The sequence below is a fragment of the Nocardia brevicatena NBRC 12119 genome (assembly GCF_000308495.1).
In the GTDB taxonomy this organism is placed as follows: domain Bacteria; phylum Actinomycetota; class Actinomycetes; order Mycobacteriales; family Mycobacteriaceae; genus Nocardia; species Nocardia brevicatena.
This window is the reverse complement of sequence record NZ_BAFU01000023.1, coordinates 59,040-81,169: the sequence shown is the minus strand read 5'-3', so window position 1 is coordinate 81,169 and position 22,130 is coordinate 59,040. Positions and strand designations below refer to the sequence as shown.

The 22,130-nt window shown below is 68.2% G+C and carries 17 protein-coding genes; 7 read left to right on the top strand and 10 right to left on the bottom strand.

Translation table 11 applies throughout. From position 1 onward, the window contains the following. Positions 1–204 precede the first annotated feature (204 nt). Positions 205–1,269 (top strand): amidohydrolase family protein, encoded by a 1,065-nt coding sequence (locus ON20_RS05260; RefSeq protein ID WP_051161680.1) that lies wholly within the window; start codon positions 205–207, stop codon positions 1,267–1,269. Between the two features lie 40 nt (positions 1,270–1,309). Here the strand turns inward: ON20_RS05260 and ON20_RS05255 are convergent, their stop codons facing one another. Together ON20_RS05255 and ON20_RS05250 are read right to left on the bottom strand one after the other, a co-directional pair. After that, the gene (locus tag ON20_RS05255; RefSeq protein WP_040833796.1) at positions 1,310–2,074 is read right to left on the bottom strand and encodes an SWIM zinc finger family protein; all 765 of its coding nucleotides are present in this window, start codon (positions 2,072–2,074) and stop codon (positions 1,310–1,312) included. 37 nt (positions 2,075–2,111) lie between these two features. Then, positions 2,112–4,937 carry an SNF2-related protein gene (locus tag ON20_RS05250; protein WP_040833795.1) on the bottom strand — a complete coding sequence of 942 codons (2,826 nt, stop codon included), beginning with the start codon at positions 4,935–4,937 and terminating at the stop codon, positions 2,112–2,114. 405 nt (positions 4,938–5,342) lie between these two features. Here ON20_RS05250 and ON20_RS05245 point away from each other — a divergent pair, with 405 nt between their 5' ends. Beyond that, positions 5,343–5,705 carry a hypothetical protein gene (locus ON20_RS05245; RefSeq protein ID WP_040833794.1) on the top strand — a complete coding sequence of 121 codons (363 nt, stop codon included), beginning with the start codon at positions 5,343–5,345 and terminating at the stop codon, positions 5,703–5,705. 64 nt (positions 5,706–5,769) lie between these two features. Further along, complete coding sequence (locus ON20_RS05240; RefSeq protein WP_040833793.1) at positions 5,770–6,477, top strand: HNH endonuclease family protein; 708 nt, start codon at positions 5,770–5,772, stop codon at positions 6,475–6,477. Positions 6,478–6,520: 43 nt separating this feature from the next. Here the strand turns inward: ON20_RS05240 and ON20_RS05235 are convergent, their stop codons facing one another. From ON20_RS05235 to pdhA, 4 genes are all read right to left on the bottom strand, one after another. Continuing rightward, complete coding sequence (locus ON20_RS05235; protein ID WP_083864667.1) at positions 6,521–7,339, bottom strand: sulfurtransferase; 819 nt, start codon at positions 7,337–7,339, stop codon at positions 6,521–6,523. Between the two features lie 134 nt (positions 7,340–7,473). Then, on the bottom strand, positions 7,474–8,973 hold the full coding sequence (locus tag ON20_RS05230; protein WP_040833792.1) for a dihydrolipoamide acetyltransferase family protein: 1,500 nt from the start codon (positions 8,971–8,973) through the stop codon (positions 7,474–7,476). A 53-nt stretch (positions 8,974–9,026) separates the two neighbouring features. Further along, positions 9,027–10,001 (bottom strand): alpha-ketoacid dehydrogenase subunit beta, encoded by a 975-nt coding sequence (locus tag ON20_RS05225; protein ID WP_040833791.1) that lies wholly within the window; start codon positions 9,999–10,001, stop codon positions 9,027–9,029. After that, on the bottom strand, positions 9,998–11,131 hold the full coding sequence (gene pdhA, locus ON20_RS05220; protein WP_040833844.1) for a pyruvate dehydrogenase (acetyl-transferring) E1 component subunit alpha: 1,134 nt from the start codon (positions 11,129–11,131) through the stop codon (positions 9,998–10,000). The genes ON20_RS05225 and pdhA overlap by 4 nt, the downstream gene beginning before the upstream one ends. 146 nt (positions 11,132–11,277) lie before the next feature. Here pdhA and ON20_RS05215 point away from each other — a divergent pair, with 146 nt between their 5' ends. From ON20_RS05215 to ON20_RS05205, 3 genes are all read left to right on the top strand, one after another. Then, complete coding sequence (locus ON20_RS05215; protein WP_040833843.1) at positions 11,278–11,772, top strand: Lrp/AsnC family transcriptional regulator; 495 nt, start codon at positions 11,278–11,280, stop codon at positions 11,770–11,772. A gap of 203 nt (positions 11,773–11,975) precedes the next feature. Then, positions 11,976–12,800: an SDR family oxidoreductase gene (locus ON20_RS05210; protein WP_040833790.1), complete on the top strand. Its 825-nt coding sequence runs from the start codon at positions 11,976–11,978 to the stop codon at positions 12,798–12,800. 903 nt (positions 12,801–13,703) lie between these two features. Further along, complete coding sequence (locus tag ON20_RS05205; RefSeq protein ID WP_040833789.1) at positions 13,704–16,325, top strand: helix-turn-helix transcriptional regulator; 2,622 nt, start codon at positions 13,704–13,706, stop codon at positions 16,323–16,325. A gap of 326 nt (positions 16,326–16,651) precedes the next feature. Here ON20_RS05205 and ON20_RS05200 read toward each other — a convergent pair whose 3' ends face one another. Together ON20_RS05200 and ON20_RS05195 are read right to left on the bottom strand one after the other, a co-directional pair. Further along, positions 16,652–17,125, bottom strand: coding sequence for an acyl-CoA thioesterase (locus ON20_RS05200; protein WP_051161679.1), 474 nt, complete (start codon positions 17,123–17,125; stop codon positions 16,652–16,654). Positions 17,126–17,130: 5 nt separating this feature from the next. After that, a complete protein-coding gene (locus tag ON20_RS05195; RefSeq protein WP_040833841.1) occupies positions 17,131–18,108 on the bottom strand; it encodes an AraC family transcriptional regulator in 978 nt (325 codons plus the stop codon). Positions 18,109–18,271: 163 nt separating this feature from the next. Here ON20_RS05195 and ON20_RS05190 point away from each other — a divergent pair, with 163 nt between their 5' ends. Beyond that, complete coding sequence (locus tag ON20_RS05190; RefSeq protein WP_040833788.1) at positions 18,272–19,414, top strand: MFS transporter; 1,143 nt, start codon at positions 18,272–18,274, stop codon at positions 19,412–19,414. A 34-nt stretch (positions 19,415–19,448) separates the two neighbouring features. On the opposite strand, the gene ON20_RS05185 is transcribed toward ON20_RS05190, so the two are convergent. Then, the gene (locus ON20_RS05185) at positions 19,449–20,591 is read right to left on the bottom strand and encodes a DUF5925 domain-containing protein (protein WP_040833840.1); all 1,143 of its coding nucleotides are present in this window, start codon (positions 20,589–20,591) and stop codon (positions 19,449–19,451) included. Between the two features lie 117 nt (positions 20,592–20,708). Next, entirely contained in the window at positions 20,709–22,127 is a 1,419-nt protein-coding gene (locus ON20_RS05180; protein WP_040833787.1) for an NAD(P)(+) transhydrogenase (Re/Si-specific) subunit beta, read from the bottom strand. Positions 22,128–22,130 lie beyond the last annotated feature (3 nt).

The following is a 22,130-nucleotide window of genomic DNA, read 5'->3' as shown; positions in this document are numbered from 1 at the left end:
ATTATGCCGACATACCCGGGTTCTTCCGGGCCGATGAGACACTCCGCCGCCGACCGGACCACGCCCGGACCCACACTTCCGTCGACGCCGTGCACCGCGCACCTCCGTCTCCACTGGCCACGCGCGGCCGGGGACGGCGGGTGCCCGATAGGGTCCGGTAGGCTTCGGCGATAGGTCGACGACTATGGATGCGACGGGAGCGGCATGGAACTCGGCGAAACCGGCCTCGGCGGTATCGACATCATCGATGCGCATATCCATCAGTGGGATCCGCACTCCACCCCACGCGAATTCAGTGGCCTGGCCAAACTCTTCCGCTATCTGCCGGTGCCGATCAATATCGCGGCCCGGCTGGCACCGCGGCGCGACCGCGAGTTCGTCGGCGACCCCTCGGCGTATATGGGTCCATACCTACCCGCGGACTACCGCGGCGATACCGCCGGCCTCCCGGTCAAGTCGATCGTGCACATCGAAGTGGAGTGGACCGGCCCCAAGACCGAGGAAACCCGATGGGTGGCCGGCCTGCCGTTCGGGGTCGACACCCCCGCTCTCGCCGCGATCAGCGCGAGCGCCGACCCGGCCGCGCCGGGCTTCGCCAACCTGTTGGACGCCCACCTGTCCGCGTCCCCACTGGTGCGCGGGATCCGCACCATGGTCGCCAACCACCCCGACCGGGACGTGCGGGACTTCGCCGGACCCGGTGCCCTGCGCACCCCGGCCTTCCTCGACGGTTTCGCCGCGCTCGTCGAACGCGAACTCGTCTTCGAGGCCTGGGTGTATTCCCATCAACTGCCCGATCTCACGGCACTGGCCCGGCGCTATCCGGAAGCATCCATCGTGCTGAACCACCTGGCCACCCCGGCCGGGATCTTCGGACAGGTCGGCGCGGAAACCGGCACCGATCCACGACGGCGACAGGAGATCTTCGAGCGCTGGCGCGACGATATCGCCGAACTCGCCGAGCTGCCGAATGTCGTGGCCAAGATCAGCGGATTGATGATGCCGATCCTCGGGCATCCGGTACCCCACCGCGGCAGCACGACACCGGCACCACAGCTGGTGGACCGGATCGGTCCGATGCTGCGCCACTCGGCGGACGTCTTCGGCGTGCAGCGGCTGATCTGGGGATCGAATTTCCCGGTCGACAAACCGATCACCACCATCGCGGACAGCGCGACAGTAGTGGCCACGGTGCTCACCGAAGCCGCCGGCCCCCAGGCGTTGGAGCCCGCCTTCTGCGGCAACGCCCAGCGCGTATATCGCCTCTGAGACCGGGGCGCCGCTCCGACGCACCCGATATCCGCGTCGCTCAGCGTGCGGTCAGGTCGGTATAGACGACGGTGAGTCCGCGAAGACCCGCGGCGGCGGTGGCTTCGTCCTCGGACATCATCCGCAGGGCACGACGCAGCAGGGTGGGGTCCAGGTCGTCGAGCGCGGGGCGGGTTTCGGGGGTCGGCAGGGCGGGCAATTCCGTTCCGTCCCCGTAGGGGTCGGTGGTATCGGTGGGGTCGGCGCGCTCGACGCCGCCGATCAGGGTTTCCATACTCACGCCGCGCAGGGTGAGCAACTCGCGCGGCCGCTCGTCGAGGTCTTCTGCCAGGAGATAGCAGACGGCGGCGACGTGTTTACACGGCCAACCGTGATCCGGACAGCTGCAGCCGAAGTCCAGATCGGCCGCGGTATCGGGCAGCAGGTGCTCGGCGAGCGCGGTCGGCAGCGTGCCCGAGACGATCCGGGCCAACATGCCCGGTTCCGCGCGGATCGTATCGATCAGCAGTTCCACTTCTTCCTCGCGCAGTTTCCGGACCCGGCAGACCGAGGCGAACGGGCGCGGCTGACTGCCCTGGACCTCGGCGACCACCGCGCCCGGTTCGACCCGGTAGCTCACCACCTGGCCGGCGCGGGCATAGGTTCGTCCTCGGGCCAACCGCCCTGGATCTTCGGCCACTCGCTCGACGGCCTCGACGAATGCCCGGCCCCACATACTGCGGCCGAACCCGCCGCGGCGGTTGCGCGAGGCGGCACCGCCGACAACCGGACGCCGGCGCCGGTCACCGTACTCGGGCCGGCTCATGGGCCCACATCCCGCGTGGGCGCGGCGAATACGGACATCAGTCCCCCACCGCCTCGGCGCCGAGGGTGAACAGTTCACGCAGCTCGTCGGTGCTCAATTCGGTGATCCAGTTCTCCCCGGAGCCGACGGCCAGATCGGCGAGCCGGCTCTTACCGCCGATCATCTCGTCGATGCGTTCCTCGACGGTGTCCACGCACACCAGTTTGCGCACCTGGACGGTGCGATGCTGGCCGATACGGTAGGCGCGGTCGGTGGCCTGGTTCTCCACCGCCGGATTCCACCAGCGGTCCAGGTGAACGACATGGTTGGCGGCGGTGAGGTTCAGTCCGGTACCACCGGCCTTGAGCGACAGCAGCATCAGCGGTGGGCCGGCCTCGCGCTGGAAATCGGCAACCATGGTGTCGCGGTGTTTCTTGGCGACCCCGCCGTGCAGGAACGGCACACGCGTGCCGAAACGTTCGGTGAGATACGGGGCGATCAGCTCGCCGAATTCGCGGAACTGGGTGAACAACAAGGCCTTCTCGCCCTCGGCGAGCACGGAGTCGAGCACATCCTCCACCAGCGCCAGCTTCCCGGACCGGTGCGTGCCGCGCCGCAACACGGCCGAATGATCGCGAAGGTAATGCGCGGGATGGTTGCACACCTGTTTGAGGTGGGTGAGGGCGGCCAGTACCGCGCCCTTGCGGGCCATCCCCTTGGCGTCGCGGAGCTTGTCCAGCATGTCCCGCACCACGGCCTGATACAGACCGGCCTGTTCGACGGTGAGGTTGGCGCGGACCGTCATCTCCAGCTTCTCCGGCAGATCGCCGATCACCGCGGGATCGGTTTTCACCCGGCGCAATACGAACGGCGAGGTGACCGTGCGCAACCGGGTGACGGCGTTCTGGTCGTTCTCGCGTTCGATGGGCACGGCGAAACGGGCGCGGAATGTCTGCGCGCTGCCCAGCAGCTTCGGCATGGCGAAATCGAGGATCGACCGCAGTTCCTCCAGGCGGTTCTCCACGGGAGTGCCGGTGAGCGCCAGCCGATGCCGGGCCGGTAGCGCCCGCGCCGCCCGCGCCTGCCGGGTGGCGGCGTTCTTGACGTGCTGCGCCTCGTCCAACACCACCCGTTCCCAGGACTGTCGCGCCAGTTCGCGGGTGTCGCGGGCGAGCAGCGTGTAGGTGGTGATCACCAGATCGGCGTCGGCGACGGCGGCGTCCAGCTCGGGCCCGCGCCGACGGGTTGGGCCGTGGTGCACCAGGAACCGCAGGTCGGGAGCGAAACGCAGGGCCTCCCGTTGCCAGTTGCCGACCACCGACATCGGGCAGACCAGTAGCGTCGGCCCCGGCGGCGTCGTGGCGGTTTCGCGTTCGTGCAGGAGCAGGGCCAGTACCTGAACGGTTTTCCCGAGACCCATATCGTCGGCGAGGATCGCACCGCAGCCGAGTCGGTTCATGGTCGCCAGCCAGGACAGGCCGCGCAGTTGATAGGGACGCAGCTGAGCCTTCAGCCGGGCCGGCGGGGACACCGGTTCGGGTTCACGGCCGGGGTCGAGCAGTGCGGCGGCCCAACCGGTCGCGGTGACCTCCGTGATGGGGACTCGGTCCACGTGCGTGTCGACGATCTTGCCGACCAGGTCGGCCAGGGTGACCTCGGTATCGGCGCCGTGCCACGCGACGTAGCGCGCGGCGGCGGCGAGCACCCGGTGATCGGCCTGCACCCATTCCCCGCGCAGCCGCACCAGATCCGATTGGGCATCGATCAACCGTTCCATCTCGGCCCGGGTGAGCACCATGTCCCCGAGCGCCAGCTCCCACCGATAGGAGACGAGCCCGTCCAGTCCGACGGAGCTCCGGGCCGCGGGCACGGCGGCGCCGTCGACGCGCAGCCGCAGGCTCGGCTCGGCGACACTCCAGGCCCGTGGCAGCAGCAGCCGGACACCGGCCTCCGCCAGCGCGTGCGCGCCGTGCGCCACGAGATCGGCCACCACCGCGGTCGGCAGCAGCAGATCCATACTGCGCGGATCGCCCGGCAGGTCTCGCAGCCGGGGATAGGCCCGCTGCGCCGCACCGAGCCGCTCCACCGCCGTCCGCACCGACTGCGGATCACCCAGCAGCGGCACCGGGCGGGGCGCCGCCCCGTCGACGCGCAGGCACACCTCCAACCGCCACAGTGCCGCGCCGTCGGCGTCGACGCCCGACTCGCCGTCGGGTTCGCACAGCCGCAACACCAGTTCGGGTTCGTCGACGAGCACGCTGTCGCGCCAGCGGTCGAGCAGTTCGGCGACCTGATGGCTGCCACCGTCCACAGGTGTGTCGACGGACAGCCCGTGCACCAGCGGATGCGGGTTCGGCCGTTCCCCGACCAGCTCCCGCACGATGGGATCGGTGAGTTCGTCGACCATATCGGCGAGCAGATCCCCCGGAGCACCCGCGACCTGCAGCGCCGGCGGCATACCGGCGGCCAGTTCCGCCAGCCACGCGCGCTGCCCCGCACCACCGGACAGTCGCCACCGCGCCCACCACTGCCCGTCGTCGCGGACCAACCGCGGTACCACCCGTCCGGCCCGCACCCACCGCTCGATACCGAGCGCGATATGGGCGAGAAAACGCAGATCACCGGATACCGCGCCGGCCGGCAACCGCTGCCGCAGCGCGGCCGCAGCGGCACCCGGTGCGAGCGCGTGCGCCCGCACCCGCTCAGTCCGGACCCCGGCGGCGTCCGCGACGAGTACCTCGGCGTGGTGCCGGAAACGCGCCTCCCGCAGCACGCTGCCCAGCAGCCCCGGTAGCGCGCCCGCGGACTCCCCCGGCTCACCGGGGCAGTCCGGCGCGGGCCAAAGCAGGAGCCCAGAACCGGGTGACCACATACCGTGCAGCACCGCCCCATCAAAGCAGGCAGGTCCGACAGTTGGTCGGCATGGATACCTGGATTTCCGCGCCGAGGCGGAACATACTGATGTATCCACTGTTGACCTTCTCCCCTTCTGAAAGGAAGGGATTTCAACTCTCACGAGTTGGGCTTCCTGTTTCACCGCAGACAGCTGGAAGGCGAGCCTTGCACAGTCTTACGTCCGCTCCGCAGGCGTTCTATGTCTCCACCGGCCCAGCGGCGACAGCGCCGAACGACACCAGACGCACTGGCCTCTGTCCGAACGTCGGGCCTGCACTACCGTTCGTTGGTCATCGCCGAAGTCCGAGCCCGCCGATCATCGCGTACCGGGCGGTATAGCCCGGCCGGCGGAGATCGTTGGCGGCGCCATTCCACAACATCGGAGGGCAACAGTATGACGATTCTGCTCCAAGTCCTAGAGCAGAGCTACACACCGACCATGCCCTGGGAACGGCGGCAGTTCACCTTCGTCGACGCGGCGAAGATCGTGGGAATGCGGTTGGACGGACAGTGCGGGGTGTGGCTGGATCTGTCCCGTCCAGGCGAGTCGCAGCGTCTGGCCCACACCACCCGACCGGGCGATGCCATCACCTTCCTGCTCACCACCTTCGCCAAGATCGCCGAATGCACCGACAGCGGCGGTTCCTGGCTGATCGGCCACGACGGTGTGCACCCGGAAACCCTGGCCGCCATGCGGTTCCCGCCGCGAACCAACACGGCCCGCGACGACGAGATCTTCGCCCGCGCCTGGCTTTAGCCGCCGACCGGCGGTTGTTTTGAAACCGGAAACCTGTCGGACGGTTCCGGTAGACCTGTGAACCATGAGAAGGCGGGGGACGGTAGGGGCGGCGCTGTTCGCGGTCGTCACGGTACTCACGACGATATGCGGCTGCGCGGTGTTACCGGAGCGGACACCCGCGCCGGGCAGCCCCGCCCGGATCCTGCTGGAGCAGTGGCTCGCCACGGTGCGAGTGGTCCCGGACCGGCCGCATCCCGGCGGCTACGAGCGTGGCTGCCGGGCCGAGCAGGCCTGTGTCTTCGGACCCGCCTGGTCGGACGACCACGACGGTCCCGGCGGGCACGACGGCTGCGATACCCGCAACAATGTGCTGGCCCGCCAGCTCACCGAGGTCGCGTACCGCCCCGGCACCCGGGGCTGCGTGGTGCTGTCCGGGACGCTGGCCGACCCGTACACCGGCGCCCTGATCACCTTTTCCAAGCAGGCCGCCCAGGAGATCCCCGTCGACCACGTCTACCCGCTGGCCGCGGCCTGGGATCTCGGCGCCTCGAGTTGGCCGCTGTCGCAGCGTATCCGGTTCGCCAACGATATCGACTACAATCTGCAGGTCACGACCCGCGCGGCCAATACCGACAAGGGCGACGGCACTCCCGCCGAATGGCTGCCGCCCTCACGTCCGGGTCATTGCTTCTACGCGGGCAAATACCTCACCGTCGCCATCCGCTACGACCTACCGGTCACCGCCGCAGACCACGAGGCACTGCGTGATATCGCCGCGACCTGCGGCTAGGCACGCGGCGACCCCGGTGTGCCGCACACCGGGGTCGGCCCGTTCAGGCTCCGGTGGCGACCGGACGTTTCGGATCGTGCGCCCACTGCGACCACGAGCCCGGATACAGCGCGGCCTCCACCCCCGCCACGGCCAGCGCGGCGATCTGATGCGCGGCGGTCACCCCCGAGCCGCAGTACACCGCCACCGGTCCATTGCCGAAACCGGCGAACCGCTCCCGCAGCACTTCCACCGAACGGAAACACCCGTCATCACCGAGGTTGTCACTGGTGGGTGCGCAGATGGCGCCGGGGATATGCCCCGCCCGCGGATCGACCGGCTCCTGTTCGCCGCGGAACCGATCCACCGTGCGCGCATCCAACAACACCCCGTCCCAGCGGGCCACCGCGTCCGCGTCGATAACCGGCAGACGTCCGGGCACGACCTCGAGATCGCCGGGTGTGGGATCGGGCTCCACCCCGATGGCCAGTTCCCCGCCGACCCGGGTCCACGCCGGGAGCCCGCCGTCCAACAGGCGTACATCCGCGACACCGGCCCAGCGCAGCAGCCACCACGCCCGTGCGGCCGCCATACCGCCGCTCGCGTCGTAGACCACCACCAGATCGCCGGCGCAGATACCCCAGCTCCGGGCACATCGTTGGAGGTGTTCGGGTGCGGGCAGCGGATGGCGCCCGTGCCTGGGCGAGGGCAGGCCCGCCAGCTCGGTATCGAGGTCGACGAATACCGCGCCCGGGATATGCCCTTTGCGGTAATGCTCCGGCCCGTCCGGATCACCCAGTGCCCACCGCACATCCAATAGGCGAATGGTTTTGTCTCCCAGTGAGTCCCGGAGTTCGGCCGCCGAGATCAGTACCGGATTCAACGCAGCTCCTCGTGCCGGCGTCTTTGGTTCAGGTTTGCGTCACCCTACGCAGCGGTGCGTGGGGCATCCATACGACCCCCGGAATACCCTCGCCGGGTTCTGTTGAACCGTGGACTTCTCGAACCGCGTCCCGGTCACACCCGCCCGAGCAGGGTGAGCGGATCCTCCAAGAGACCGGCGACAGTGCTCAGGAATCGGGCGGCGAGTTCACCGTCGATCATGCGGTGATCGAAGCTCAGCGTCAGGGTGGTGACCTGTCGAATCGCGAGCTCGTCACGAAACACCCAGGGCCGTCGGGTGATCGCGCCCAGACACAGGATCGCGGCCTCCCCCGGATTGACCAGCGGCACCCCCGAATCCACGCCGAACACCCCGACATTGGAAATGGTGAAGGTGCCGCCGCGCAGATCGCTGGGTGTGGCGCGGCCGGTCCGCGCGGTCTCGGCCAGCCAGCCGATCTCCCGGCACAGCTCACGCAACGTCAGGGACTGCGCCTCCTTGACATTCGGCACCAGCAGCCCGCGTTCGGTGGCGACGGCGATACCGAGATTGACGTAGTGCTTGGTGACGATCTCCTGGTTCTTCTCGTCCCAGAACGCGTTGACCCCCGGGAATTCGGTGAGTGCGACCAGAACCGCTTTGGCGACCAGCGCCAGGGGCGTCGGTGACAGCTGCGCGAAGGCCGGGGTGGTACGCAGATGGTCGAGCAGTTCCATCGACGCCGTGATATCGATGGTCACCGAGGTGGCCGCCTGGGGGATGGTGTGCGCGCTGGCGCTCATGGCGGCGGCGGTGCGTTTGCGGATACCGCTGATGGGGGTACGTTCCTCCCGCACCGCCGGGGCTTCCCGCGGGGGCCGGTCCACAACTCCGGAGTCGGCGCGCGCGATCTCCCGGCCGCGCCCCTGCGTCACGGGGACGGCCGCGCGCACATCGTCCACGGTGACCGCACCGGCCGGTCCCGACCCCGCCACACACCACAGGTCGATACCGAGTTCCCGAGCCAGTTTCCGCGCGCCGGGAGTCGCCGCGACCCGCTGCCCCTGCGCGATCTGCCCCAGGGCGTCGTGAGTTACACCCGATGGCCCGGTATCGTCCGCCGCCTCGTCGCGAGCCCCGACGCCGGCCGATGCCGCCGTGTCCGGGACGCGGATTCCGGTGTCACCGGGGCCGGTATGACCGCTGTCGATCGCCGCCGCTCGTTCACCGTCGCGCATGCCGGGGTCCGGACCGGTGTCGCCGGTATGGTTTCCGTTGTATGCCGCGACCCGGCGGGTCTCCGGTCGCCGCCGACGGCGGGTGACCGGCTCGTCCTCCGGTCCGTAACCCACCAGAACCGAAGACCGCCCGCCGCCCACGGGAGGACCGTCACCGCGCACGCGCAGCAGCGGCGCGCCCACCGGGATCGTCTCGCCCGGTTCGGCGAGCAGTTCGATCACCGTCCCGGTGAACGGGGAGGGCAGAACCACCACGGCCTTGGCGGTCTCCACCTCGGCGACGGTCTGGTTGAGTTCCACCCGGTCACCCACCGCGACCGACCAGCTCTGCAGTTCGGCGTCGGTCAATCCCTCCCCGAGGTCCGGCAACCGGAATTCGAGAATGTCCCCCTGGTCCGCGGCGCGGGCGTCGTCCACGTGATACCTCCGTATCGGGAGGCCGATACTCTCGGCCGGCTGGGTGTCGTCGGTCAGGCGGCGAGCGAACGGTCGACCGCGGCCAGGATCCGGTCGGGGTCGGGCAGATGATGCTTCTCGAGCTTAGCCGGGGGGTAGGGGATATCGAAGCCACCGACGCGCAGAACCGGTGCCTCCATGTGGTAGAAGCACCGCTCGGTGACCCGGGCCGCCAGCTCCGCGCCCAAACCGCCGAAGACCGGCGCCTCGTGCGCCACCACCAGTCGGCCGGTACGCGTCACCGATTCCGCCACGGTATCGATATCCAGCGGCGCCAGGCTGCGCAGATCGATGACCTCCAGCGAGATCCCCTCCTCGGCCGCGATCCGCGCCGCCGTCAGCGCGGTCGCCACCGTGCCGCCGTAGGCGACGAGGGTGGCGTCGCTGCCGGGAACACAGACCCGGGCCCGGTGCAGCGGGAGTTCGACCGGAGCGTGCGGGTCGAACTCGGCCTTGTCCCAGTAGCGGCGCTTGGGTTCGAAGAAGATCACCGGATCGTCCAGTGCGATCGCCTGCCGGATCATGGTGTAGGCATCGGCGGGATTGCTCGGCGTCACCACCCGCAGTCCCGCGGTATGGGTGAAATAGGACTCGGGGGATTCCGAATGGTGTTCCACCGAGCCGATACCGCCGCCGAACGGAATACGGATGGTGAGAGGAGCGCGTACCCGCCCCTGCGTCCGATAGTGGATCTTGGCGATCTGGGACACGATCTGGTCGAAGGCCGGGTAGACGAACCCGTCGAACTGGATCTCGCACACCGGCCGGTACCCGCGCAGCGCCATTCCGAAAGCCGTTCCCACGATACCGGATTCGGCGAGCGGGGTGTCGATGACGCGGCTGTCGCCGAAATCCTTCTGCAGTGTGTCGGTCACCCGGAACACACCGCCGAGGCGGCCGACATCCTCTCCCATGATCACCACCTTCGGATCGTCCTCGAGCGCTCGGCGCAGTCCCGCGTTGAGAGCCGCGGCGAAGGTGGTGATCATGACGGAACTCCTTCCGCGCGCCGGGTGGGCGCCTCGTGGGGGAGGGCGGTATCGGCCGGATCGGCGGCCAGGTACTCGGCGTACTCCTGTCGCTGGGCGGTGAGCAGCGGATGCGGTGTGGCGTAGACGTGGTCGAACAGCCGCATCGGATCGGGGTCGGGCATACCGATGGTGGCGGTGCGCAGCTGGTGGGCCACCTCGTCCGCGCGTTCGTCGACCTGCCGCTGCGCGACCGGGTCGAACAGTCCCTCCCGTTCCAGCAGCAGCCGTATCCGGTCGATCGGATCGCGACGCGCCCACTGCTCGTTCTCGGCGGCCGTGCGGTAGCGGGTCGGATCGTCGGCGGTGGTGTGCGGGCCCATCCGGTAGGTGATCGCCTCCACGAACGACGGCCCGCCACCGGCCCGCGCCCGGGCCGCCGCCTGTCGGGTCATGGCCAGCACCGCCAGCACGTCGTTGCCGTCGACGCGGGCGGCGGGGATACCGTAGCCGCGGGCCCGATGGGCGATCGGGGTGGCGCTCTGCAACCGCACGGGTTCGCTGATCGCCCAGTGGTTGTTCTGGCAGAAGAAGACCACGGGCGCGCCCCAACTCGCCGCGAAGACCATGGCCTCGGCGATATCGCCCTGGCTGGTGGCCCCGTCGCCGAAGTACGCTACGGTGGCGATCTCGGCACCGTCCAGCTGTGCGGCGTAGGCGTAGCCGGTGGCGTGCAGCCCCTGGGAGCCCACCACGATCGCCGGGTTGGTCATATTCACCGCGGTAGGGTCCCAGCAGGAATGCGATACCCCGCGCCACATGCGGGTGAGTTCGGTCGGCGGGACGCCGCGGCAGTAGGCGACGGCGTGCTCGCGGTAGCTGCAGAACACATAGTCGTCGGGTGTCAGCGCCCATGCCGAGCCGACCTGGGCCGCCTCCTGACCGAGCAGCGGGGCCCACAGCCCCAGTTGGCCCTGCCGCTGCAGGGCCGTGGCCTCGGTATCGATCCGGCGGGCCACCACCATGTCCCGGTAGAGCGACCACAGCCGGTCGGGGCCGATATCGGCGACCCACCCGGCGTGTTCGGGATCGAACACCCGACGTCCGTCGGGCTGTACCAACTGCACGGGGTATTCGTGTTTGCCAGGCATGGGTATCGCCTCCTCGGCATGGGCACCAGCCATTGTGTGGCTTGTATCACTCAGCATGCACGGTAAAGCGATCTGCGCAAGTGTTGTACGAACAACTGAGCAAAGTGCTCGGTTTTCTCACCCTCATGACTGTCATACTGCGTTGTATGCCCAGTCGAGAAACCACCGAGCCGACCCTCGACGCCACGGACGCGCGGCTTTTGCTGGAACTGATCGCCAACCCCCGCGCGACCGGTGTCGAACTGGCCGCCCGGCTCGGCCTGTCCCGCAACACCGTGCAGGCCCGCCTGTCCCGCTGGGAGGCGAGCGGGGTGCTCGGCAGCTTCGAACGCCGCGTCGAGCCCCGCGCCCTCGGCTACCCCTTGAACGCGTTCGTCGCGGTGGTGGTGGACCAGCATCGGCTCGACCCGGTGGTGGACGAACTGGCCGAGATCCCGGAGGTCACCGAGGTGTGCGGAATGACCGGACCCACCGACCTCACCGTCCGGGTGGTCGCCTGCGACGCCGATGACCTCTACCGCATCACCGGCCAGATCCTGAAGATCCCGGGCGTACAGCGCACCAATATGGCGCTGATCATGCGCGAACTGGTCGGGCCGCGCATCGGGCCGCTCCTGCACCGGCTGATCGACTCGAGCTGAACCATACAGAGTCCGACAACACCAATCTCCGCCCCGCACCTCCTCGGGCACCTCACCCCATGGTCGGGGCCCGCCCCGGGTCCGGACCGACCGGATCGACGCCGCGTCGGCGGCGGCGCAGAGGGAGGGAAGACCCAGGTCGCGAGGGCCCCGGCCCGCGCCGCCGAAGGCGGCGCAATCAAACACAGCCGTAGGGTGCGGGTATGGACATTGCGGGAAAGGTCGCCGTCGTCACCGGCGGTGGATCGGGTATCGGAGCGGCGCTGGCGCGACGGGTGGCCGAACGCGGGGCCCGGGTGGTGGTGGCCGATCTGGACGGACGGTCGGCCGACGCGGTGGCCGCCGAGATCGGGTCCGCGGCGGTGGCGGTGGGCGGCGACGTCTCCGACGAGAAGGTCATCCGCGACCTGATCGAGCGGGCGGACGCCGATTTCGGCCCGGTGGACATCTATTTCGCCAACGCCGGAATCGGCGGCGGCCCGGGGCTCGACAGTACCGACGCACAGTGGGCGGCCGCGCTGGATGTCAATGTGCTCGCCCATGTGCGGGCCGCACGGTTGCTGGTCCCGGGATGGGTGGAGCGAGGCGAGGGGTACTTCGTGAGTACCGCGTCGGCGGCCGGGCTGCTCACCCAGCTCGGGTCGGCGCCGTACTCGGTGTCCAAGCACGCCGCCGTGGGGTTCGCCGAATGGCTGTCGGTCACCTATGGCGCCAAGGGGATCCGGGTGAGTTGTGTCTGCCCGATGGGCGTGGACACAGCGTTGCTGCGCGAGGGCATGATCACCTCGGAGAACGCCCAGTTCGGGCGGCTCGCGATCGCGGCGGTGAAAACCGCGGGTGCCGTGCTCACCCCGGCCGAGGTCGCGGACACCGTCCTCGCAGGCGTCGAAGATGAGCGCTTTCTGATCCTGCCGCATCCGGAGGTGCTGACGATGTACCAGCAGAAGGGCTCGGACTACGACCGCTGGCTCAGGGGTATGCGCCGGTTCCAGGACACACTCACTAACACGGATTCCCGACCCGCGTAGGACACCACCGCTGCACCCGGTGTCTTCCGCGGGGTTTGCCCAGATCACTATCACGACCGCGCAGGCCATGAAGCAGGGTGCAACCATCGGGACACAACGACAGCCGCCTCCGTGGAGTGCGGGGCGGCATCGTCGATCGAGCGGTGTTATCGGCTTGTGTGAATACGGTCGTCGCCGGGATCGTCTGCGGTGACCACAGTGGGCCGGTTGTCTCCCGTGTTGACGTCGGCCCCCCGCTTGTGCAGCGCTACAGGCATGCGGTTCCCTTCTTGTATATTTCAGATCAATCCATTCCGGCCGACCGCCGGGAAGTCCTCACTTCGGTTCCTGCCGGCCGGGTTGCCGTCCACTGGATGAGTGCCGCCTCACCGGTGCCGACTGCCGGTAATACCACCTTGATGCCGGTGCGGAGCATCACGAACTGCACTGGGCTTCCCTCTCGGATTCCGATGGTTCCGGGTCAATGGCGATTCGATGCCCGCACAGCCGTGCCGGTGGAGGGGGCGGGGGCTTGGTGGCAATGGCGGCCGTGAGCCAGACCGCAATTCGGTTCGGTGGGTAGGCACCGTCCGAGGTCTGCGAGGGCTTCGGCCTGCTCGTCACGTTGCCCGAGCGTTCGGTCGAGGTGTCGGTGGTCGATCGGTCTCCCGCACGGATTGCAGGTTTGCGTTGGTTGTGCTGCTGTGGGCGGGGTCTGTTCGGCCATGCGGTCCAGCCGGCCTGGTAGTGCTCCTCGTGCGCATACATCACCCTGTCAGGTGTTGGTGAACCCGCCGTCTCGGTGACTGTGGCTGTCGATACGGTCCGTGGTGGCGCGGTCCGCAGCTGGATGTTCGCTGCGGTCTTGTCGGGTCGGGTACAGGCGAGAACGACAGGCCCTGGTAACGCGATATTCTTTCTATCGTGGAAGCACCGCCGAGAGGCCGTGTCGGGGGTCTGCCGGCACCCGACCTCACCTTCGTGGGTCGGGAGCGGGAGTTGCAGGAAATCAGGACGCTGCTGCTGGGTACGGCCCGGTTGATAACCCTGACCGGGCCGGGTGGAATCGGAAAGACCCGACTGGCCGCCGAGGTCGTCCGTGACTATCGTCGGGGGTCTGTCGGGCAGTCGTTCGTGTTCTGGGTACGGCTCGCGCGTCTGCCCAGGCGGTCGGGGACCACCGCGGTGGAGGAGGAGATCGCTCATGCGGTGATCGACGGCGACTTCTCCGGGCGCTCGACCTGGGATGCCCTCGTAGATGCCTTCACCCGCACCGGACCGACCGGGCAGGCACCGCGCACCGTGTTGGTGCTCGACAACTGCGAACACGTGCTCACCGGCGTCGCGCATGTGATCGCCGACCTGCTCGAGGTGGTACCGGAGTTGACCGTGCTGGCCACCAGCCGTGAGCCGATCGGCTGGGTCGACGAGCACCTCGTCCCGGTGCCGCCGCTGACCGACCAGCAGGCATCGCTGCTGTTCCGACGCCGCGCCGAGTTGACCGGGTACCCGCTGTCGGGCAGGGATCAGATGCGGACCGCCGCCAAGATCTGTCGCCGGTTGCACAATCACCCCCTCTACATCCAGTTGGCGGCCGCACGGTTACAACATCAGCCGCCCGCGCTGGTGTTGAGCGGGCTCACCGGACGGGCCGACGATACCCGACTGCGGTGGTCGCGTACCGTTCGCGCGGGCGCCGAGCCCCGCCATTACGGGGTCGGTGATGCCATCGCCTGGTCTTATGAGTTGTGTACGGAAAAAGAGCGCCTGCTGTTCGACCGCCTGTCGGTCTTCGCCGCGGGCTACCACACCGGTTCCGACGATGCCGATCCGGATGCGCCGGCGGACGTCGGTGCCGATCTGGATGCCATCCAGGCCATCTGCGGCGATGAGGAGTCGATCGACGACGACGGGTCGGTCGACGGCGGAAACGACGTGGGTGTGGCCTTGGCCCGGGACGAAATCGAGGACCTGCTCGACCGGCTCGTCGATCACGCGCTGGTATCGGTGCACAGGACATCGACCACGGTGCGGTACGCCCTGCTGGAAAGCCTGCGGGTGTATGCCCAGGACCGGCTGCGGCAACGCAGCCACGCCGGGATGGACGAGCCCGCCGTATTGGCCGATCGGCATTTGCGGTATTACCGGGACAAGATCTGTTACGCCGCCACCTACTGGCCGGTCTCGGAGGGACAGAACCTCATGAGCTGGGTCCGAACGAGCTGGGCCAACACCCTGATCGCGCTCGAACACAGCCTCACCACCCCTGATCGGGCCTACCTCGGTCTGGAGCTCGGTATCGGCCTGTTCGCCATGCAGAATTACGTCAACGGGTCGGTACGAGAAACGCGCAACTGGATCGAACGCTGCCTGAACGCGACGCGGGTTTCGGGCACTCGCCCCACCGAACTCCAGATCGCGGGCATGGCCGCAATCGCCGTACTTACTCTGACTCAGGGCAGGCTGGAAGAGGCCGAGCGGATACTCGAGGACTGCGTCGCCGCCTGCATCGATGACCCGGACACCAGAGCGGACTGGCGGAACACCGCCGAGACGGATATCGGCCTTCCTGCCGCTGTCGAACACGCATGGGGGGAAGAGTTACTGCTCATCCACAACGGCATTCATGCCGTCGAGGTTTTTCTGCGCGCCCGAGACAAATTCCTTGCCGAGAACAATCATGGCTCGGCAGCGATGAGCGAACTGCATGCCGCCTTCACTGCGGGCCTGCTGGGAACCGCCGATCAATCCTATGAGATCGCCCAACGGTACTACGACCGCGTCGGTACTTCCGGTACACTGCGGGAGAAATCATTGGCCGAGCTCACCCAGGCGATCGCGCTGACCCAGCACGGTGACCCGGTCGAGGCATTGGAGCTCGAGCGGTCCTCGCTGGCCTATCAACTCACCGTCGGTGACCGGTGGGTGGGGATGTGGGTCGTGCAGTTCTATATCTGGACGTTGGCTCGTCTGGTAGCCGATCTACTCGCCGCCGACAACCCTGACCGTGCCAGGTTGGTGGCACTTGCCACCGAGATCGCCCATCTGACGGGGGGAACGGCGGCCATGGCCGACAGATCCGGCCTGGCCGGCGATACAATGGGCCCCTTTACCGAGAAGACCGTCGAGGCCGTCGCGGTTGCCCATCGGGTACTGGGACCCGACGCATACACCGCGGCGGAAGCGCGCGGCAGGCGTCTGCGCCCCGAGTACAACGAGACAGAACGGCTCGTCCTGGGCGCCTTGACCGTTGAAACTTCCTCCGACGATCGGTTGGACGAGGTCGGGCCCGCCTCTGCCTGGCACGATTTGACCCAGGCCGAACGAGATGTCGCGGTCCTGGCGGCGGCCGGCTGGACCAACCCCGCCATCGCCGCCCGCCGGGGGAAATCCATCAGGACCATCGATGCGCAGATCGCCGCTATTCTGCGGAAACTGGCGGTCGTGTCCCGCGAGGACATCATCGAATATATTCCTCGGGACACCATCGACGAAGTCCGCATCGAAGCCGCGCGACAGCCCGACCGAAAGGGCCGAAAAAAATAGTACCGATTCCATTGTCCCAGAAAGTAAGGTACAGAGGATCAGCTCGACGAGACGACACTGAAGCCGCCACATTTCTCGCTCAGGCCCGCATTGCGTTGGCCGTGAACGAGCTGCTGCCCGTCACGGGACGGACGGCATGTGCCGTGATCTCGCAGTGTGTTATGTGCGGAAGCAACGAAACTGTCGATATAAAATTGACGGAGCCCTTCACACGATGCTTTCACCCGGCAATGGACCGATAACACTCGCCGTATCAGGACAACCGATCGATACCCGCGAACTCTCTGCAAGAGTTCCTCCGGTCGACAGAATATCTATTACTGCACCTACGCCCCCGCGTCATCGACCACAAGCACTTCGGCGGCAGTTCGGATGACGTCCGGAATCCCCACCGGCTTTCGGGTTTCCGCGTCCACATAGACGTGGACGAACGTCCCGGTGGCAGCCAACTCCAACGGTTCCGTGCCACCGGTCTCCCGGAAGATCGCCAGATCGTAGGTGATACTCGACCGCCCCAGACGCGCGATCCGCAGCCCGACCTGAAGTTTGTCGGGGAAGCTGAGCGAGGCGTGGAACTGGCACGAGGTCTGCGCGACGATCCCGACGGCGGGCAGTTCCCGGATATCGGTGCCGGTGGCGTGCATGAGCCAGGCATTGACCGCGGTATCGAAATACGCGTAGTAGGTCACGTTGTTCACGTGCCCGTAGTGGTCGTTGTCGGCCCACCGCGTGGGTATCGGCCAGAGCACAGGGTACTGCTGCGTCACCCGGCCGACGATACCGGCGCCGGCGGCCGGCATTGCCGTCACCCAGCCGACGCCACCGAGGCGGCCGGGCTCCCGCGACGGTGATCGCGCGGACTCACCCCGAAATGCCGTTTGAAAGCGGTACTCAGCGCGAACGCGCTCCCGTATCCGACCTGGCGCGCGATCGCCTCGACGGTGGCGTCGGAGCCCTGCAGCAGGTCGGCGGCCAACTCCAGCCGCCATTCCGTGAGGAAGGCCATGGGCGGGTCGCCGACCAGTTCGGTGAACCGCCGGGCCAGCGCCGCCCGAGAGGCGCCGACCGCGCTCGCGAGATCGGCGACGGTCCAGTTGTGCGCCGGGTTGTGCTGTAGCAGCCGCAGCGCCTTGCCGACCAGTGGATCACCGTACGCCTGATACCAGGCGGGCGCGTCGTTGCCGGCGAACCAGGTGCGCAGGGTGGCGATCAACAGTAGGTCGAGCAGCCGGTCCAGTACGACACTCTGCGCGGGCCGGTCCTTCGCCGCCTCCTCCACCAGCAGCGCCAGCAGTCGGTCATCGCAGTCCTCGCCCGGCACCACCAGTACCGGCGGCAGCGCCCGCAGCAGGCGTCTGCTCACCGCGCCCGCCGATTCGTAGGTCCCGGTGACCATCATGGTCTCCCCGTCGGGGTCGTTGCCCCATTCCCGGATCCCGAGACTCAGTGTCTCGCAGAGGATTTCGCCGTCCAGAGTGGTGGTCACCTGGCCCGGATGGATGACGATCTGCGGTTCGGTGGCCGGGTCGTCGGCCACCGTGTACGGCCGCGGCCCCCGGAAAACCGCCACATCACCGGCGTTCAGCCGCCGCGGGGCCGGGTGTGTGGCACCGTCGGGCTCCTCGGGATCGGTGATGACCCAGGCACCGCCCCGGACCATCGCCACCAGGGTCAGCGGCGCCTCGTCCTGGATGCGCAGCGACCACGGCGGGGTGAGCACCGATCGCATCAGAAACGCGCCCCGCGCCCGGGGCCCCTCCAATAAACCGGCCAAGGCGTCCACTCCCCGACGATAGCCCCGGCGCGAATGGCCGGCGAGACGGTCGGCGAATCGCATCCTGCACTCGGCCTCCTCGCCGTGGCAGCCCGTCCGAGCGGAAGGTGACCACCGTGGCGCCCGGGCCGGTACCGTCGAATCGGTGAGCCTTTCGACGATCGACCGACGGATGCGAACGGCCCGGGCGGCCGTATTCACCGTGTTCGGGCTCAACGGCTTCCTGTTCGCCATGTGGGTGGTCCATATTCCGGCCGTCACCGAACGCACCGGGGTATCGCATTCGGTGTTGGGGATGTTCATCCTGCTGATGGCGGGGGCCGGAATCATCGGCATGCGCCTGGCCGGGCCGCTGGCCGACCGGTTCGGCAGCCGGGCATTGGTCGGCGGCGCGGGGGCTGCGGCCTCGGTTTTCGTGCTCGGGCCCGGGCTCGCCCAGGGACCGGTCACCCTGGCAATAGCGCTGTTCGCCTTCGGTTTCGGCAACGGCGCGCTCGACGTATCGATGAACACTCAGGCGGTACACGTGGAACGGGAGTACCGGCGCCCCATTATGTCGGCGTTTCACGCGTTGTTCTCCGGCGGTGGTCTGCTGGGTTCGCTGGTGGGCGCCGGAACGCTTCGGCTCGGCTGGGGTCCGTCGGTGACGATGGGGTTGGCCGGGGCGGGCGGCGTGTTGATCATCGCCGCCTGTGTGCCTCGCCTGCTCGCGCATGCCGCTGTCGAGCATGCTCCGGCGGCCGGGGGCGGGGGCGGCCGGTCGGCGAAGGTCCTGGTGTTGGCCGCGATAGCGTTCGGCCTGCTCCTGGCCGAGGGGGTCGCCAACGATTGGAGCACATTGCAGATGCGCGAGCATCTAGGTGTCGACGAGGCAACGGCCGCCCTGGCGTTCGGCGCGTTCTCGGTGACGATGACCCTAGGCCGGTTCACCGCCGACCGGGTGAGCGGCGTATACGGGCGGGTCGCGGTGGTTCGCTACGGATGCGCTCTCGCCGCGGTCGGTTTCGCGCTCATCATGGTCTCGCCCTGGGTGCCCCTGGCCCTGGCCGGATGGGCGCTGTGCGGTCTCGGACTGGCGGGCGGCATACCCCAGATCTTCACCGCCGCGGGCAATCTCGGCGGCGCGACCGCCGCCACCGATATGTCCCGGGTGTTCAGTGTGGGCTACCTGGGCCTGCTCGCCGGTCCCGCGGTGATCGGCTGGCTCACCGCCCTGGTTCCCCTGACCGCGACCTTCGTTGTCCCCCTGGTCATTGCGACCGCCTGTGCGGCGGGCGCGGGCGTGGTCGCCCCGCCGGCGGGCGACCACCGGTGAACCGGGCCATGCCGGCGCACCGGCCGCGACACTCCTACAGGTACATCCCGGCGTCCGTCCGCTCCACGTTCACCGCGATACCGTCCACGCCGTTGCGCAGCGCGACCAGTTCCGCGAGGGTGGCCCCGTCGGATGGGATCGCGGCCCTGGTGTCGCCGAGCCAGGCGTGGGCCTCGGCGGCGGACAGTTTGCCGATTTCCAACTGGGCCAGGCAGCGGCCGGGACGGGTGACGGCGGGGTGTAGCCGGGACAGGTCCTCGTTGGTGGTGATGGCGACCAGGACATCGCGGCCCTGTCCGAGCATGCCGTCGGTGAGGTTGAGCAGTCGGGAAAGCCCCTGCCCCGCCGAGGCCTTCGCCTCACCGCGGATCAGCTCGTCGCAATCCTCCAATACCAGCAGCCGCCAACGGTTCGGCGTCTGGTCGTCGTCGCCCTCGACACCCATCGCGGCCCGCATCAGATAGCCGGGCTTGGCGAACAGCACCTCGGGGTCGAGCACACAGTCGACCTGACACCACGCCGACCAGGAACGGGCCAGCGCCCGCAATACGGTGGTCTTCCCGGTGCCGGGCGGCCCGTGCAGCAACAGGAGCCGACCACGGATGTCCTCCGGGCGCAGGGCCAGCAGACGGTCCAGCGCGCGCGCCGCGGCGGTGCCGTAGTTACCGCGGATTTCGGCCCATTCCGGTGTGCTCACATCCAGCACACGGCGGCGGGCACCCTGGTCGTCCTGGTGCCAGAAGCCCATCTTCACGGTGGTCTCGTCGGGGCCCGGCTCGTCCACCGCGTCCCGGGTCGCCTCGATGACGATCCGTTCGGCCAGGTCGTCGGTGACGGCCACGACCTCCACCTGCGCCGACTTGTCCGACCAGCGGTCGGCACGCAAGGTCCAGCCGTCTCCGAGCACGAGTATCGCGGAGGTATCGGATTCGGTGATCTGCCGGGCGATCTCCGAGTCCGGCGGACGTAGCGGCGCCTCGGGTCGCACCCGCTCCAACTGCAGTTTGCGGTAGTAGGGCTGAATACCGCGGGCGAACGGGGATACCGCCAGGATGTCGAGGACATCGCGCTGTGAGGTGTACGAATCGAGTGCGACGGTCCAGTCCAGATCGTGGAACGGATCGGTGGTGGGGGAAGCGAGTTCGACCAGCCGCAGCGGCTCTTGGGGTTTCGACATCGCCGACCATGATCCGCGTACGACCGCCGCCTCGTCCACAGATTTTCCGGTGTCCGAACGGTGGAACGCCTCGGCCCTCCCGGCCGTCGCGGCGGGAGGGCCGAGGCGCACGCCGATTCACAGCGCCTTGAGTTCCTCGGTGACCTCACCGACGGACTTCTTGGCGTCGCCGAACAGCATGGAAGTGTGGTCGGCGTAGAACAGCGGATTGTCGATACCGGCGAAACCGGAGTTCATCGACCGCTTCAGCACGATCACGCTCTTGGCCTGGTCGACATTGAGCACCGGCATACCGTAGATCGGACTCGCCGAGTCCTCGCGGGCCGCCGGGTTGGTGACATCGTTGGCGCCGATCACCAGGGCGACGTCGGTGCGGGCGAACTCGCCGTTGACCTCGTCCATTTCCTTCATGGCGTCATAGGACACCTCGGCCTCGGCCAGCAGCACGTTCATATGGCCGGGCATGCGGCCGGCGACCGGGTGGATGGCGTATTTGACCTCCACCCCCTTGGCCTCGAGCAGGCCGGCCATCTCCTTGACCGCGTGCTGGGCCTGCGCGACCGCCATACCGTAGCCGGGAACCACGATCACCTGGTTGGCGTAGGCCATCTGGATGGCGGCGTCCGCGGCGGAGGTGGCCTTGGCCTGCTTCTGCTCCCCACCGGCAGCGGCCGCGGCGCCACCGCCACCGCCGAAACCACCCGCGACGATCGCCGGGATGGACCGGTTCATGGCCTTGGCCATCAGGTTGGTGAGGATGGTGCCGGACGCGCCGACGATCATGCCGGCCACGATCATCGCGGTGTTGTTCAACGCCAGCCCGGCGGCCGCGGCCGAGAGTCCGGTGAGCGCGTTGAGCAGCGAGATGACCACGGGCATATCGGCGCCACCGATCGGCAGCACCACCATGAGCCCCAGCACACCCGCGGCGAGCAGGAGTCCGATCATCCACCACTGCGATACCCCGCCATCGGCGGCGCCGAGTCCGATCACCACGGCCGCCGCGATGGCCGCCGCCAACAGCAGCAGGTTCACCAACTGCTGCACGCGGCCGAGCCCGATCGGCTTGCCGGGCAGGATCTCCTGCAGTTTGCCGAAGGCGATCAGCGAACCCCAGAACGACACCGAGCCGATGATCGCGGCGAACAGCGAGCCCACGATGATGTGGACAGTCGGCTCCTCACCGTGCTGGAACTGTGAGAAGCCCGTGGTGTCGATGAATTCCGCCCACGCGATCAGCGCGACCGTACCGCCGCCGACCCCGTTGAACGCCGCCACCAGCTGCGGCATGGCGGTCATCTTGGTGAACCGCGCGGGCGGCACGCCCAGTGCCACGCCGAGCAGCAGGCCCGCGACGATCAGAATCCAGTTGCCGGTATCGCGCACCGCGATCAGGGTCGCCACCACGGCGATGCCCATACCGACGGCGGCGATCCAGTTGCCGCGCACCGCGGTCTTCGGACCGGTCAGACCCATCAGACCGTAGATGAACAGCGCGAACGAGATGATGTAGAGGATGTTGACCAGGTTGTCCATGGC